Origin of the sequence: Burkholderia sp. RF7-non_BP4 (genome assembly GCF_001521935.1) — a bacterium.
GTDB lineage: Bacteria > Pseudomonadota > Gammaproteobacteria > Burkholderiales > Burkholderiaceae > Burkholderia > Burkholderia diffusa.
The window spans coordinates 639,236-653,996 of record NZ_LOTA01000010.1 but is presented as its reverse complement, the minus strand read 5'-3'; the positions used below and the strand labels follow the sequence as shown (position 1 = coordinate 653,996).

The following is a 14,761-nucleotide window of genomic DNA, read 5'->3' as shown; positions in this document are numbered from 1 at the left end:
CGCGAGGGACGTCGCGGCAGCGCTGCGTTGCGCTCATGCGCGCATCACGGCGCGAAGAACACGTCGGTGCGGTTCGTCAGGTTGCCCGCGTTGGTCTGGACGAAGAACGGGTGGAACGACGACGACGGCAGCACGTCGAGCCCCTGGTAATCGCCGATGAAGAAGCCTTCCGCGTTCGGCGCGAGCTTCATGTCGAACGGGCCGCCGACGCGCCGCTCGTCGGCGAACGTGGTGCCGCCGTCATGCGAGATCTTGCGCCAGAACCCGGTCGGCAGCGTCGTCGTATTGCCGGCCTGCAGGTCGCGGAAGTCGTAGTAGGTGACCATCACCGAGCCGGCATTGTCGACGCGCACCGACGGATTGAACGCGGCACGCCCGGTCGGCGTGTTCACTTGCAGCGGCGCGCTCCAGCTCGCGCCGCCGTCCTTCGACGTCGACAGCGCGATCTCGTCGTAGTTGCCGCCGTTGAAGCGGCTGTCCTGCCAGACGACGTACAGCTGCCCCGATGCCGGATCGATCGCGGGTTCCGGAATGATGTCGCCGGTGCGTACCGGTTCGCCGGTGTTCGGATCGGTCACGCCGACTGTCTGCAGCCCGGCGATCACCTGCGGCTTCGTCCAGGTCGCACCGTCGTCGGTCGACTTGATGAACGCGACCTTGCCGGCCGCCTTGCTGAACGGCGGCTGGATCAGGTCGAAGAAGTCGTAGAGCGTACCGGTCTTCGGGTCGACGACGATCTGGTTGCCGATCGTCTGCTGACGCGACGGCACGTTGACGATGACCTTCGCTCTGCTCCACGTTTTGCCGCCGTCGACCGTCTTCGAGAAGAACGTCGGCCCGCGATATGCCTGCGTGTGCAGGTTCGCGTACGGGTTGCCGTTCGGCAGCTCGAGGCGGTCCCACACCGCGTAGGCCGTGCCGGCCTTCACCGGGTTCGCCGTCACCGATTCCTTGTCGTTGAAGAACTGCGTCGTCGGTTCGTCGTTCGCGATCAGCACGGCCGGGCTGCTCCACGTCTGTCCGCCGTCGGTCGACACCGAGGCCGCGACCGCATTGCCGTTGTTCGACTGGTTGAACGAGATCGATACCGAATACGCGGTGCCGTCGGGCCCGAACGACACCCACGGATCCGACGCGCGCTCGTACTTGAGCCCGCCCGGCGCGCAGGCGCTGAACGGTTGCGGCGTGCGCGCCCAGGTCGCGCCGCCGTCGAACGTATAGCCGGCGACGAGCCCGTGGGCGCCGCCGTTCGACCAGCGATCCTGCTGCCATACGCCGATCATGTTGGTCGGGTTCGCCGGATTGACCGAGAGCCATGGTTCGACCTCGGCGTTGACGTAGTTCGTGCCGGGGCCGCCGATGGTGCAGGCGGCGAACGGGCTCGGGCCGGACACGACCACGGGGTCGGCATGCGCGGCCGCGGCGGCGGCCATCGCCATTGCCGTCGCGGCGGACAGGCGGGTGAGACGGGTGACAAGCGAGTGGGACACCATCGTGCGTCGCATGGGACTGCTCCTCGTTCACGTGCGGCGGCGATGTCACGGCACGGCGGCACGTCGCGCGCCGGTACGCGGCGGCAATGGATGCCGTGCCACGCGTCGGATCGTGTCGTTCAGGAAGCCGCTTCAGTCATCGCAATCCGCGTGTGCTGGATGCCGCCAGCACGTCGGTCAAGACACCTGTTCGTTTTCGTTACTTGTCGGGTGCGTCCCGGGATACGGACGCGACGGGAAGGCCAGTCCGTGCATACGACGAATGCGTCGAAGTGGATAGCAATGTAGGCGATCGATATGCGGCGCGGCAGGCAATTTTTTGTAACAGGACGTAGCCGGAAAGCGTTGCCGAGGCAGCGGATCCGGAACGCAAAATTTGCCGCCTGAAAGTTCGGAAACCGAATCGAAAGCGCGAATCGGAATCGCTATCGATTACGCGGTATCTTGCCGATGCAGCGCACCGCCGGCGCCGTTCAGCGATCGGCCGGAAAGCGGTCCTGCAACGCGTGGAGCCAGCGCGCGACGACGTCGAGTTCCTCGTCGGAAAACCCGTCGCACAGCTTGCCGTTCAGTTCGCGCAGCACCACGCGCGCGCGCTTGAGCGCCGCGTGTCCTTCGTCGGTCAGGAACAGGCGCGTTGCCCGCCCGTCGTCCGAATCGGCGTGCCGCGCGAGCAGGCCGGCCTTCGCCATCCGGTCGGCGAGCCCCGTCATCGCGGACGGCACAAGTTGCAGCGCCGCGCCGACTTCGCCGATCAGCGCGCCGTCCTGCCTCGCAAGGCAGAACAGCACGCCGGCCTGCGCGGCGCTGGCGCGCGCATCGGTCTCGGCCTTGCGGTCGACCCAGCGCTGCACGCGCCGCTGGCCGATGTTCAACAGGAAAAACAGTCGTCGGTCTTCGCTCAAGCTCGGTTCCAGGCTGCAGTGGAAAGGGACGGGCGACCCGCGGCGCGCGGCGCGTCGAGCGCCTGCGCGAGCCAGTCGGCGACTGCAGGCCACAGCACGGTGCCTGGCCGGCTGCGGAAGAAGCCCATGTGTCCGACCGGCCCGCTGCCCGCGGCGTTCGGATCGATCTGGCGGCGTTCGACGGCCGCCCGGGTCAGGTAGCTTACCAGCAGGTCGATCGCCGGCGGGTTTGCCCACGGATCGTCGTCGAAGCCGAGCGCGAGAATCGGCAACTGCTGCTTCGAGAAGCGCTCGGCTGCGCCGAGCGTCGGATCGTCGAAGAAGTAGCGCGGCAACGTGGTCCAGCGGCTCCACTCGCGGAACACGCCGGCGGGGAGGTCCTCACCGAGCCCGAGCCGCTTGCCGGGCACGTAGCCGAGCAGTGCGGACGCGAGCGGGCCGAGCACGCGCAGGATCAGCCGCACCTTCAGCCGTTCGGTCGCGCGGGAAATCAGCCGCGTGCTGCCTGCGTGCGCGGCGACGAGCACGGCCGCGCGCAGGTGCGCGGTGCCGGCCGACAGCCCGATCGCGTGGCCGCCGACGCTGTGCCCGACCGCCAGCAGCGGCAACCCCGCGTACGCATCGCGCGCCCACGCGATCGCGGCACCGACGTCGAGCTCGACCCAGTCGCGCATGCTGGCCTGCAGCGCGCTCAGCCGCGCGGGCCGCGACGCGCCGATGCCGCGATAGTTGTAGGTCAGCGCCGAGAAGCCGCGTTCGGTCAGGAAGCGCGCGAAGCCCGCGTACAGCCGCTCCGGCACGGCGGTGGCCGGATGGATCAACACCAGCGCGCGCGGCGGCGCGTCCGGCGACCACAGCGTGCCGCGCAGCGTATAGCCGTCGGCGGCGCAAAACTCGACAGGTTCCGACGTCATGGCCGTCCTCGTTCGGGTAGGTATTTCGTATGCGAAATATAGTTCGGGATTTATTTCGTGCGCGAAATATCTGTCGAGGAATCATTCGAACGGTGTTGCACGACGAGCTGGCAAACGGCGTCGCTTCGCGGCGGCGCATTCATAAAATATTTGCATCTTTACATAGCAGAATATTGCGTTTGTCTCATGACGCCGATCGCCGTATCTTCATCGGTTCCATCCGTCCGCCGGCCGTTGCGGCAAGCGGACCCAAGGGCGACGCCATCGCGCGGCCGCCCGCCAACCTCCGGGGAGATCACGTTGTTGAGCCGAATCGTCACGGCGCTGCTGCTCGCGCTCGCCGCGCAGCCGGGCATCGCGAAAGACACCGTCACGCTGCGCGTCGGTGAACAGAACTACTTCAACATCCAGGCGTCGATGGAGGCGTCCGGCGTGCTGAAGGACCTGCCTTACACGATCGAGTGGAAGCACTTCCAGGCCGCCGCACCCGTCGCCGAAAGCCTGAACGGCAATGCGATCGACGTCGGTTTCCTCGGCGATTCCGCGTTGCTCACGCTGGCCGCGCGCGGCGCGCCGGTGAAAGTGGTCGCGGTGTCGCGGCAGAGCCTCGACGGCGTCGCGATCCTCGTGCCGAAGAACTCGCCGGTGCGCACCGTCGCCGACCTGCGGGGCAAGACCGTCGCCGTCTGGCGTGGCGCATGGAGCCAGCAGCTCGTGCTGCGCGCGCTCGAACACGCCGGTCTGCCGGCGGATTCCGTCAAGTACGCGTACCTGATGCCGATCGATGCGACCAACGCGCTCGCGAACGGCTCGGTCGACGCCGTGTCGCTATGGGAGCCGTTCGTCAGCACGCTGGCGCTGCGGCAGGGCGCGCGGCCGGTGACGACCGCGCAGGGCCTGATGCCCGCGTTGAGCTTCGTCGCGGCGAACGAGCAGGCGGCTACGGCCAGGCGCGCGGAGATCACCGATTTCCTGAAGCGCGTGGTGGCCGCACGCCAGTGGGTCGACAGTCATCCGCGCGAGTATGCCGACCTGTGGGCGAAGCGCGCGAAGCTCGAGCCGGACGTCGCGTACCGCTGGCTCGACAACGCGCATCAGCGCGTGGGCCCCGTCGACGACACGGCCGCGAAGGATGCGCAGAACACCGCCGACTTCCTGCACAAGGCCGGCGTGATTCCGGTCGCGTACGACACGGCGAAGCTGCTCGACCGCTCGTATGCGGGCGCCTTCGCCGCGCCCGCGCAAAAGACGGCCGCCGCGCAGTGATCGTGCCGCCAGGTCCGCCCGTTCCCATCCACCACCAGAAGGACAGCCCGACATGCCCGTCGACATCATCGGCATGATCACCGCGACGCCCGGCGCGGAGGTCGACGTACCGGGCGGCGCCGCCGTCCAGCCCGACTACGTGCGACGCTTCGCGCAGGCGCACGAAGCCGCCGGCTTCGACCAGATCCTGATCGGCCATTTCAGCAACGCGGCGGACGGTTTCATCGTCGCGTCGTTCGCGGCCGCCGCCACCGAACGCATCCGCCTCCTGCTCGCGCACCGGCCGGGCGTGATTGTGCCGTCGGCGGCCGCGCGGCAGATCGCCACACTCGACGTGTTCAGCGGCGGCCGGCTCGCGCTGAACGTCGTGTCGGGCGGCGACGATGCCGACCTGCAGCGTGACGGCGATTTCGTGCCGCACGACGCACGCTATCGCCGCACCGGCGAATATCTCGACGTGCTGAAGCGCATCTGGCTCGCCGACGCGCCGGTCGATCACGACGGCGCGTTCTATCGGCTTCGCGGTGCGTCGCCGGTCGTGAAAGGTGCGCAGCGGCCGCACGTGCCGATCTATTTCGGCGGTTCGTCGCCGGCGGCGCTGGCGGTGGCCGGGCAGCACGCGGACGTCTACATGACGTGGGGCGAGCCGCTCGCCGCGGTGCGCGAGCAGATCGCGCGCGTGCGGGCCGCCGCGGCGCCGTTCGGACGCGCACCGCGCATCAGCGTGTCGTTCCGGCCGATCGTCGCGAGCACCGAAGCCGCCGCATGGGAAAAGGCCGAGGCGATCCGTGCGCGCGTGCGCGCGGCTCGGCTCGCGAACGGCCAGCCGATCGACGGTCACGCACCGCAGAATGCGGGCTCGCAACGGCTGATGGCCGCGGCCGCGCAGGGCGACGTGCTCGACGAGCGGTTGTGGATGGGCGTCGCGAACCTGACCGGCGCGCGCTGGAATTCGACCGCGCTCGTCGGCACGCCGGAACAGGTCGCGCGGGCGCTCGGTGCGTATTACCGGCTCGGCGCGTCGACGTTCCTGATCCGTGGTTTCGATCCGCTCAACGATGCGCTGACCTACGGACGCGATCTGATTCCGGCGATTCACGCGCATATCGCGGAACTCGACCGGTATCACGCGACGGTGACGGCGTAGGCGGCGAAGGTGGTCCGTTCGTTTCGCCCCGGCATTTCGATCGAGGAATGCCGGGGCGATTTCGATTCATGGGTCAGCGCATCGAGTCAAAACGACGGCAACCCCGGCGGATTCGTCTCCGCGCGCGCAACCGCCTCGCTCTGCAACCCCCAGCGCGCCAGCGCCTGCCCGTAGCGGCCGTTGCCGATCAGTGCGTTCGTCGCGAGCGTCAGCGCCGGCGCGAGCCCGCTGCCGCGACGCGTCGCGATCGCGACATCCGCATTTGCCGGCCAGCCCGCGTTGACGACGCCGACCCGACGAATCCTGCCGTCGCGCGCGGCCTCGTATGCCAGCGACGCATTCGGGTTCAGCTCGGCGTCGGCTCGGCCCGACAGCAACGCGACGCGGGCTGCCGCATCGTCGTCGAAATAGAGCAGTTCGGTCGCCTTCAGCCCTTGCGCGACGTTGCGTCGGCTCCATTCGAGCAGGATGCGCTCCTGGCTCGTGCCCGCACCCGTGATGACGCGCAGGCCCGCGACGTCCTTCGGCTCGGCAATCTTCGCGATCGGGCTCGCGGTGCGCACGTAGAAGCCGTGCAGCCCGAGCCGATAGGTCGTGAAATCGTATTTCTCCTTGCGCTTCTCGGTCACGCCGACGTTCGAGATCACGGCGTCGTACTTGCCCGACGTGAGCCCGAGCGGCCAGTCGGCCCACGCGATCGGCACCAGCACCAGCGTGCGGCCGAGCGCGTCCGCGACGAGCTGCGCATAGTCGGGATCGGCGCCCACGACCGTGCGCGCGTCGGTCGCATAGGTCGACACCGGCGGTGCGTGCGGCGAAATCGCAACCGTGAACGCGCCGTCGCGTACCCAGCGGTAGTTGCCGGCCGCGCGAATCGCTGCATCGTCGCGCGACGCGCGGATCCGGCCGGCCTGGCGCGGATCGAGATCGGCGGTCGCGGCCGCGTCGGCCGCGTGCCACCGGAGGCCGGCGGCGGCCGCGAGCGCGGTGGTCATGAACTGGCGTCGGTCGATCATCGTCGGGTGCCTCGGAGGTCGTGAGCGGCGTGCATCAGAGCACCCGCGACAGGAACGCGCGCGTGCGCGGATGGGCCGGCGCGTCGAGCACGACGGCGGGCGGGCCCGACTCGACGATGCGGCCGCGCTCCATGAACAGCACGTTGTCCGCGACTTCGCGCGCGAAGCCGATCTCGTGCGTGACGATCACGAGCGTGGTGCCCGAGCGCGCCAGTTCCTTGATCACGTCGAGCACTTCGTTGACCAGTTCGGGATCGAGCGCCGACGTCGGCTCGTCGAACAGCAGCACCTTCGGGCGCAACGCGAGCGCCCGCGCAATCGCGACGCGCTGTTGCTGGCCGCCGGACAGCTGGCGCGGGTAGGCGTCGGCCTTGTCCGCGAGGCCGACGCGCGCGAGCAGCGTGCGCGCGGTGCGCTCGGCGGCCTCGCGCGTGACGCCGCCGACGGCGACCGGCGCCTCGATCAGGTTCTCGAGCACCGTCAGGTGCGGAAACAGGTTGAAGTTCTGGAACACCATTCCGACCGCCGTGCGCCGCTTCAGCACGTCGCGCTCCTTCAGCTCGTGCAGCACGTCGCCGTCGCGCCGATAGCCGATCAGCTCGCCGTCGATGTCGATGAAGCCGTCGTCGACGCGTTCGAGATGGTTGATCGTGCGCAGCAGCGTCGACTTGCCCGAGCCGGACGGCCCGACGATCACCGTCACGCTGCCGCGCGGCGCGACGAACGACACGTTGTCGAGCACGCGCTGCATGCCGAACTGCTTCGACACGTTGTGCACGGCGACCTCGCCGCCGGTGCGCGGCACTGGCGCGTCAGCGTTGCCCTGAAACGTCGCATCGGCGGTTGCCGCACGCCGCCGCAGCGCACCGATGCGCGCCAGCACGAACGTCAGCGCCGACGGCGGCGGATTGCGCAGCGCACCGCGCGCATAGTGGCGCTCGACCTGCACCTGGATCGCGGACAGCACGGTCAGGATGATCAGGTACCAGACGGTCGCGACCATCAGCAGCGGAATCACTTCCAGATTGCGGCGATAGATCACCTGCACCGTGTAGAACAGTTCGGGCATCGCGAGCACGTAGACCATCGACGTGCCTTTCGCGAGCGTGATCAGATCGTTGAACGCGGTCGGCAGGATCGCGCGCATCGCCTGCGGCAACACGATGCGCGTGGTCTGGCGGCCGCGCGGCAGGCCGAGCGCGGCGGCCGCTTCGAGCTGCCCCTGATCGACCGCGAGAATGCCGCCGCGAATCACTTCCGCGGAAAACGCCGCGTGGTTCAGCGTGAGGCCGAGCACGGCCGCGAGGAACGGGCTGATCAGGTCGGTGGTCGGCGTGTCGAACCACACGATGTCGGTGAACGGCACGCCGAGCCGCACGTGTTCGTACAGGTAGCCGAGGTTGTTCAGGATCAGCAGCAGCACGATCAGCGGAATCGAGCGGAACAACCAGACGAACGTCCACGCGCTCGCGGCGAGCAGGCGCGAGCGCGACAGCCGGGCCAGCGCGACGAGCGCGCCGAGCGCGAAGCCGAACACCGCGCCGAGCAGCGTCAGCACCAGCGTTCGCGCGAGCCCGGACAGCACCGGCGGCGACAGGAACCATTCGGCGAACACAGGCCAGCCCCATTGCGGGTTGCCGAGAATCGAATGCAGCGCGAGCGCGATCAGCACGAGCGCGAGCACGGTGCCGACCGTGCGCGACCTGTGCCGGGCCGGCACGATGCGCGGGCGCGTGCCGGCGTCGCGGGCGGGGGCGGAAGTGAGCGGCGGCAGTGCGCCGCCGAGATGGGTCGTGTCGCTCATGTCGGTGAGGGTCCTCGATCGGGTTGGCCGGATGCGCCGCGCGAGGCGGCGCGCAGGCGTCAGGCGTGCGCTTCGGCCGCGTCGCCCTGTTTGCGCACCGCGCCGGGCGCCGCATGGCGGCTCGCCTTGCGCGGCAGGCCGAGGTGGTCGCGCAGCGTGCTGCCCGGCAGGTCGCGGCGGTAGCGGCCGCGCGCCTCGAGCACCGGAATCACGAGTTCGACGAAATCGTCGACGCCCTGGGCCTGCACCGGGAAGCCGAGGATGAAGCCGTCGCCGGCTCCGGCGTCGTGCCAGCGGATCAGCTCGTCGGCGACGTGCTCGGCCGTGCCGATGAAGTTCGGGCGCGGCGTCGCGACGGCGAGTGCCGTCTCGCGCAGCGTGAGGTGCTTGCGCTTCGCGTCGGCCTTGATCCGGTCGGTGGTCGAGCGGAAGCTGTTGCGGCCGATATCGCCGAGTTCGGGGAACGGTGCGTCGAGCGCGTACTGCGTGAAATCGTGGTGATCGAAATAGCGGCCGAGATACGCGAGCGCCTCGTCGATCGTCAGCAGGTCGCGGATCGCCTGGTACTTGTCTTCGGCCTCGGCGGCCGTTCGGCCGACGATCGGCCCGACGCCGGGGAAGATCTTCACGTCGCCCGGCTGCCGCCCGTGCTCGACCGCGCTTTGCTTCACGCGCCGCGTGAACGCGGCCGTTTCGTCGAGCGACGGCGAATGCGTGAACACGGCGTCCGCGTACTTGCCCGCGAGCCCGATGCCGGTGTCGGACGAGCCGGCCTGGAAGATCACCGGCTGCCCCTGCGGCGAGCGCTGGATGTTCAGCGGGCCGGCGACCTGGAAGAAGCGGCCGTGATGATCGAGCGTATGGAGCTTGTCGCGATCGAAGAAGCGCCCGCTCGCGCGATCGCGCACGAACGCGTCGTCGTCCCAGCTGTCCCACAGCCCCTGCACGACGTCGAGGTATTCGTCGGCGATTTCGTAGCGCAGTTCGTGATCGGGATGCGCCTTGCCGAAATTCTTCGCGGTGCCTTCGAGCGGCGTCGTGACGACGTTCCAGCCCGCGCGCCCGCCGCTGATCGCATCGAGCGACGCGAGCTGGCGCGCGACCGTGAACGGCTCGCTGTACGACGTCGAGATCGTGCCCGCGAGGCCGATCTTCTTCGTCGCGACCGCGAGCGCCGACAGCACGGTGAGCGGCTCGAAGCGGTTCAGGAAGTGCGGGATCGACTTCTCGTTGATGTAGAGGCCGTCCGCGACGAACGCGAACGCGATGCCGGCGGCTTCCGCCTTGCGCGCGATGCCGATCGCGAAGTCGAGGTTGATGCTCGCGTCCGGCGGGTTGCTCGGATGCCGCCACGCGTTCATGTGGCTGCCTGCGCCTTGCAGCATCAGGCCGAAGGGAATCGATCGTCGGGTCGTCATGGGAGCGTCACGCGTTCTGGTCGGGGGAAGGAAAACGTTCGGCGGCGAGGGCCGCCTGCACAGGCGTGATCGACTGCGCGCCGCCGAGCCATTCGGCCGACGCGAGCCGTGCCGCGTAGTCGGTCACCGGCGAGTCGATCACGAATGCATCGACGTCGAGCCGCCGGCTCAGCGCGTCGAGCGCGCGGTGCACGCGTTCGGGCGTATCGGCCAGCACGGTCGGGCGCAGTTCGTCGATCCGGTAGTCGGACGCGCCGCTCTGCCGCGCGAATTCGGCGGCGGCCTGCGCGCTCGCCAGATTGAAGCTCTGGCCGCCGGCGAATTGCAGCTTGAAGATCTTCAGCGGCCCGATCAGTTGCTCGGCTTCGTCGCGGGTCGGCGCGGCGACGGCGTACAGCGCGACGATCGGGCGTGTGCCGCCCGCGTCGCGGTACGCGGCCAGCGAGCGTTCGAGGTTCGCGTCGTCGCCGTTGAAGTGCCCCGCATAGCAAAAGCGCCAGCCGTGGCGGGCGGCGAGCGCGCCGCTGTCGGGCGAGCCGCCGAGCAGGATGCGTTCGGGCGCGTGCGGCGGCACCGGCATCGCGACCGCGCCGGCGAGCGGATGATCCTCGGCGACGCCCCAGCCGAGGAACGCGTCGAGTTCCGCGAGCTGGCCCGCGAAGTCGGGCTTCTTCGCCTTGTCGTGAAACCACTGCAGCGCGCGCGTGGTCATCGGCAATCCGCCGGGCGCCTTGCCGATGCCGAGATCGACGCGGCCCGGCCCCAGCGCGGCGAGCAGCTTGAACGACTCGGCGACCTTGAACGGGCTGTAGTGCTGCAGCATCACGCCGCCCGAACCGACGCGAATGCGCGACGTGTGCGCGAGCAGGTGCGCGACGACGATCTCGGGCGCGGAGCTCGCGAAGCCCGGCGCGCCGTGATGCTCGGCGACCCAGAAGCGCTCGTAGCCGAGCTGTTCCGCGCGCCGCGCGAGGGTCGTCGTGAAACGCAGCGCGTCGGCGGCGGTCGCGCCGTCGGCGATCGGGCTTTTGTCCAGCAATGAAAGCGAATAAGACATGGTGTCGGCGTTCCTGCGAGGGCGTGGACGGGCGGCGCTCAGCTCTTCGGCAAGCCCGGCGGATTCGTGCGCGACTGGTCGATCGCTTCGGAGGCGAGGTTCCAGCGGTCGAGAATCTGCTGATAGCGGCCGTTCCGGATCAGTCCGTTCAGCGCGACCGTCAGCGGCTCGGCGAGCCCGCTGCCGCGGCGCGTCGCGATCGCGATGTCGGCCGTGCGGGGCCAGCCGCCGCTGATCGCGCCGACGAGGCGCGTCTTGCCCTGCTGCGCGCTCTGGTAGGCGAGCACCGAGTTCACGCTGAACACGGCATCGGCGCGGCCCGACTGCACGGCGACGATGCGCATCGCCTGGTCGTCGTAGTACTGGACCTGCACGGGCTTCAGGCCGTGCGCGACGTTCTCGCGATCCCACGCGAGCAGGATCTTTTCCTGGTTGGTGCCGGCATCGGTGACGATGCGCAGCCCCGCGACGTCCTTCGGCTCGCGGATCGACTGGATCTTGCTGTCGTTGCGCACGTAGAAGCCGACCTGGTCCTTGCGGTAGGTCGAGAAATCGAACTTCTGCTTGCGCTCCTCGGTGACGGTGACGTTCGAGATCACCGCGTCGACTTTCCCCGATTCGAGCGCGAGCGGCCAGTCGGCCCATGCGAGCGGGACGATCTTCAGCTTGCGGCCGAGGCTGTCGGACACGAGCTGGCCGACGTCCGCGTCGAAGCCGATCACCGTGCGCGCGTCGGTCGCATACGAGCTGATCGGCGGCAGGCTCGGCGCGACGCCGATCGTCAGCGTGCCGGCTTCGGCGAATCTGAACGACGCGGGCACCGCGCGCTCGACGGCCGCGTCGGCCGCACCGCGCGGGCGGCCACGTTGCTCGGGGCTGAGGTCGAAGGTCGCGGCGGCCGCGGCGATCGCGGTCACGCCGATCAGCGCGGCGGCCAGCGTGCGGAGCGCGCGCGGCGTGAAGGGTACGGCTCGTTGCATGGATGGGTCCTGTCGTTTCGTGTCTTGGGGAACGGAAGAGCGGAATCGGGTGGCGCGGGGCGTTCAGCGCGGCAGCACGGCTTCGGGAAGCGGCGCCCACAGGTCGGCGAGCGTCGACGTGCGCGACGGATCGGCGAGATCCTTGCCGAAGCGCAGGTGGAAATACGCTTCCGGATCGATCGACGAATCGAACAGCCGCGTATAGCCGGTGCGGTCGTACAGCGCCCACGCTTCGGGCTGGCGAAAGCCGGTGGTCAGGTACACGCGTCGATAGCCCTGCTGCGCGGCGCGCAGTTCGAGCGCATCGACGATCAGGCGCGCGAGCCCCTGACGGCGCAGGTCCGCGCGGGTCCAGATGCGTTTGAGTTCGGCGGTCTGCGCGTCGTAGCGCTTGAACGCGCCGCCGCCGATCGTTTCGCCGTCGCGCAGCAGCAGCACGAACGCGCCTTCGGGCGGCGCGAACAGCTCGGCCGGGTAGCGCGCGAGTTCGTCGCGTGCGGATGCGCGGCTGTCGGGGCGATACGCGTCGTAGCGCGTCGCGTATTCGTCGATCAGCGCGTCGACCAGCGGCTGGGCGCGGACGTCGAGCGGTGTCGTGTCGATGAGGCGGTCGTTCGTGGCCATGGGCATCGCGAAGGGCGCGCGATGCGGACGTTCCTGGCGGGGGCCTGCCACACGGCCCGTCCGGTCTGCTCCGTTATCGCGACGCGGTTGTCGTGATGACGGCGGCCGCGGTGCTTCCTGCGTTGCATCCGGCGTGCCGCCGCCGTTTCGAACACGTTAGCGGCGCGGCCGGCAAAGACGAACGAAGCAATTTCGATAAGGATTTCGCGGGGAGAGTCAGAAGGCTTGCAGGGGGAGTGGGGTGGGGGGCGCACGCGTCGAAGGTTCGTCGCATGCGCAATGCCGGAGGGGCGTATGGCTAGGCTGCACGAACTTCCGCGAGCAGATCCGGATGACGATCCAGAATCTTGAGCAACTTCACGAGGGCAAGCGGCGGGTTCGTCTTGCCGGTTTCGTAGCGCGAGAAAGCATTGACGCCGCCACCGAATATCTCGGCCGCCTCGCGTTGATCCAGCATCAGCTTCTTGCGCACCTTCGCGATGAACTTCGGGTCGACGATGGTCGAATTTACTTGCTTGTTGAACTCGCCGATCGCTTCACCGAGCCGGGTTGCCTCGTCGATATCCAGCACCGATTCGCCGCAGGCAGGACAGAAGTCGCCGGTTATATCGCGAACGACGGTCGAGCGACCCTTGTATGTGTAAGGGATGTCTCGTGTATCGCGGACCAGTTTCGCGCCACCGCACGCAGGACACTTCATTTTCATCGCTCCTTGAACGACACGATCAGCACGTCGTCGATCACGGTCAGTTTCAGATCAGCTTGCAATGAGGCACGTTCTTTTCCATCCGCGATCTTAACCAAAAGAGTTAATTTGTCAAGTTGGTTAATGGCGAACGCGTGCGGTCCGCCATCCTTGGCAGACTGCACGGAAAAGATACGGGTCGGTAACCCGGCCTATCGGCCAACGCGCGGCGGCGTCGACGCCTCCGCCAGCTGAAACAGGCAATCGCCGCGCCGCACCTGCGCGGGCACGCGCTTGCACACCACTTCGCCGTCGCCGTTGAAGCGGTGCAGCACCGGTTCGCGCAGCGGCGTATCGGGGAAGTGCACCCACGCGGCCGGCTGGCCGGCCTTCACCTGGTCGCCGAGGTTGACGAGCGGTTCGTACAGCCCGCGCTCGTACGCGTAGACGAAGTGACGATCGCCGTCGACACGCAGGAAGCGCGTGACGGTCGGCGGCGCGTCGGGCACGAGCGCGCCGTGCAGCAGGCCGATATGGCCGAGGTAGTGCAGCAGCCCGTGGCGGCCGAGCCGGATCAGCGACGGATCGGCCATCCCCGCGCCGCCGAGTTCGGTCACGATCGAGATCGCGCCCTGCCGGCGCGCGGCCGATGCCGAGTGCACCGGGTTCGGCGCGTGCAGCAGCGCGTTCGGCAGCCCGAACGCGACCAGCAGGCCGTTGAGCTTCGCGGCCTCGTCGTCGTCGAGCGGGTCGATCGCGAGCATGTTGCCGCCCTGGTACAGCAGCGAGCTGCCGCCCGAATGCAGGTCGACCAGATACTGCGCGCGCGACAGCAGCGCATGCTCGATGTAATGCGCGATCATCTGCGTCGGCGTGCCGGCCGGGTCGCCGGGGAAGCTGCGATTCAGGTTGCCCTCGTCGAGCGGCGACACGCGCAAGCCGGCGTCGGCCGCGGGGAAGTTCGCCATCGGCAGCAGGATCAACTGCCCGCTGACCATCTCCGGATCGATCTCGCGCATCAGCTGCGACACGATGATCTGGCCTTCGTATTCGTCGCCGTGATTGCCGGCCATCACGAGCGCGACCGGGCCGTCGCCGTTGCGGATCGACGCGATCGGGATCGGCAGCCAGCCGTATGCGGAGCGATGCACGGAATGCGGCAGGCGCAGATAGCCCGCATGCTTGCCTTGCGCATCGAGATCGATTTCGCAGTGGATGGGATTTCGGTGGGAGGAGGAGGCGGTCATGGCGGCATCGTTCGATGAACGGAATCTGCCATCTTATCGGGAAACGACCGCCGCGCGGCGTGCGCGGTGCGGGCAATGCCGGACGCCGTCAACCGGCCCGCGTGCGAACCCGCGACATACGCAACCCGAGCAGCCGCACGCGACGTTGCAGCGCTGAAACGCATGCCGGCGCGCGGCCGCCCGCACATGCCGTGCGGCGCGTCGG

At 68.7% G+C, this 14,761-nt stretch carries 14 protein-coding genes; 2 read left to right on the top strand and 12 right to left on the bottom strand.

The features are described from left to right. Window positions 1-44 precede the first annotated feature (44 nt). The 3 genes from WS49_RS06570 to WS49_RS06560 all read right to left on the bottom strand — a co-directional run bounded on the left by WS49_RS06570 (window position 45) and on the right by WS49_RS06560 (window position 3,312). Window positions 45-1,505, bottom strand: coding sequence for a sialidase family protein (locus WS49_RS06570; protein WP_059525551.1), 1,461 nt, complete (start codon window positions 1,503-1,505; stop codon window positions 45-47). A gap of 461 nt (window positions 1,506-1,966) precedes the next feature. Beyond that, a complete protein-coding gene (locus WS49_RS06565) occupies window positions 1,967-2,398 on the bottom strand; it encodes a MarR family winged helix-turn-helix transcriptional regulator (RefSeq protein WP_059525549.1) in 432 nt (143 codons plus the stop codon). Beyond that, window positions 2,395-3,312 (bottom strand): alpha/beta hydrolase family protein, encoded by a 918-nt coding sequence (locus WS49_RS06560; protein ID WP_059525547.1) that lies wholly within the window; start codon window positions 3,310-3,312, stop codon window positions 2,395-2,397. The genes WS49_RS06565 and WS49_RS06560 overlap by 4 nt, the downstream gene beginning before the upstream one ends. 300 nt (window positions 3,313-3,612) lie before the next feature. On the opposite strand from WS49_RS06560, the gene WS49_RS06555 reads away from it, so the two are divergent. Further along, window positions 3,613-4,578: an ABC transporter substrate-binding protein gene (locus tag WS49_RS06555; RefSeq protein ID WP_059525545.1), complete on the top strand. Its 966-nt coding sequence runs from the start codon at window positions 3,613-3,615 to the stop codon at window positions 4,576-4,578. A gap of 52 nt (window positions 4,579-4,630) precedes the next feature. Continuing rightward, window positions 4,631-5,725: an LLM class flavin-dependent oxidoreductase gene (locus tag WS49_RS06550; protein ID WP_059525543.1), complete on the top strand. Its 1,095-nt coding sequence runs from the start codon at window positions 4,631-4,633 to the stop codon at window positions 5,723-5,725. Between the two features lie 86 nt (window positions 5,726-5,811). Here WS49_RS06550 and WS49_RS06545 read toward each other — a convergent pair whose 3' ends face one another. The 9 genes from WS49_RS06545 to WS49_RS06505 form a co-directional block, all read right to left on the bottom strand. Next, the gene (locus tag WS49_RS06545) at window positions 5,812-6,741 is read right to left on the bottom strand and encodes an ABC transporter substrate-binding protein (RefSeq protein WP_059525541.1); all 930 of its coding nucleotides are present in this window, start codon (window positions 6,739-6,741) and stop codon (window positions 5,812-5,814) included. A 34-nt stretch (window positions 6,742-6,775) separates the two neighbouring features. Beyond that, window positions 6,776-8,545, bottom strand: a complete 1,770-nt coding sequence (locus tag WS49_RS36345; protein WP_082725471.1) for an amino acid ABC transporter permease/ATP-binding protein — start codon at window positions 8,543-8,545, stop codon at window positions 6,776-6,778. Between the two features lie 59 nt (window positions 8,546-8,604). Then, window positions 8,605-9,963 (bottom strand): LLM class flavin-dependent oxidoreductase, encoded by a 1,359-nt coding sequence (locus WS49_RS06530; protein WP_059525539.1) that lies wholly within the window; start codon window positions 9,961-9,963, stop codon window positions 8,605-8,607. A gap of 7 nt (window positions 9,964-9,970) precedes the next feature. Then, complete coding sequence (locus tag WS49_RS06525; RefSeq protein WP_059525537.1) at window positions 9,971-11,020, bottom strand: LLM class flavin-dependent oxidoreductase; 1,050 nt, start codon at window positions 11,018-11,020, stop codon at window positions 9,971-9,973. Between the two features lie 38 nt (window positions 11,021-11,058). Beyond that, complete coding sequence (locus WS49_RS06520) at window positions 11,059-12,000, bottom strand: ABC transporter substrate-binding protein (protein WP_059525535.1); 942 nt, start codon at window positions 11,998-12,000, stop codon at window positions 11,059-11,061. A 63-nt stretch (window positions 12,001-12,063) separates the two neighbouring features. Next, complete coding sequence (locus WS49_RS06515) at window positions 12,064-12,624, bottom strand: GNAT family N-acetyltransferase (RefSeq protein ID WP_059525532.1); 561 nt, start codon at window positions 12,622-12,624, stop codon at window positions 12,064-12,066. A gap of 298 nt (window positions 12,625-12,922) precedes the next feature. Beyond that, entirely contained in the window at window positions 12,923-13,324 is a 402-nt protein-coding gene (locus WS49_RS06510; protein WP_059525531.1) for a type II toxin-antitoxin system MqsA family antitoxin, read from the bottom strand. Window positions 13,325-13,326: 2 nt separating this feature from the next. Then, the gene (locus tag WS49_RS34850; protein ID WP_156441348.1) at window positions 13,327-13,494 is read right to left on the bottom strand and encodes a hypothetical protein; all 168 of its coding nucleotides are present in this window, start codon (window positions 13,492-13,494) and stop codon (window positions 13,327-13,329) included. A 27-nt stretch (window positions 13,495-13,521) separates the two neighbouring features. After that, window positions 13,522-14,556 (bottom strand): succinylglutamate desuccinylase/aspartoacylase family protein, encoded by a 1,035-nt coding sequence (locus WS49_RS06505; protein WP_059525529.1) that lies wholly within the window; start codon window positions 14,554-14,556, stop codon window positions 13,522-13,524. Between the last annotated feature and the right edge of the window lie 205 nt (window positions 14,557-14,761).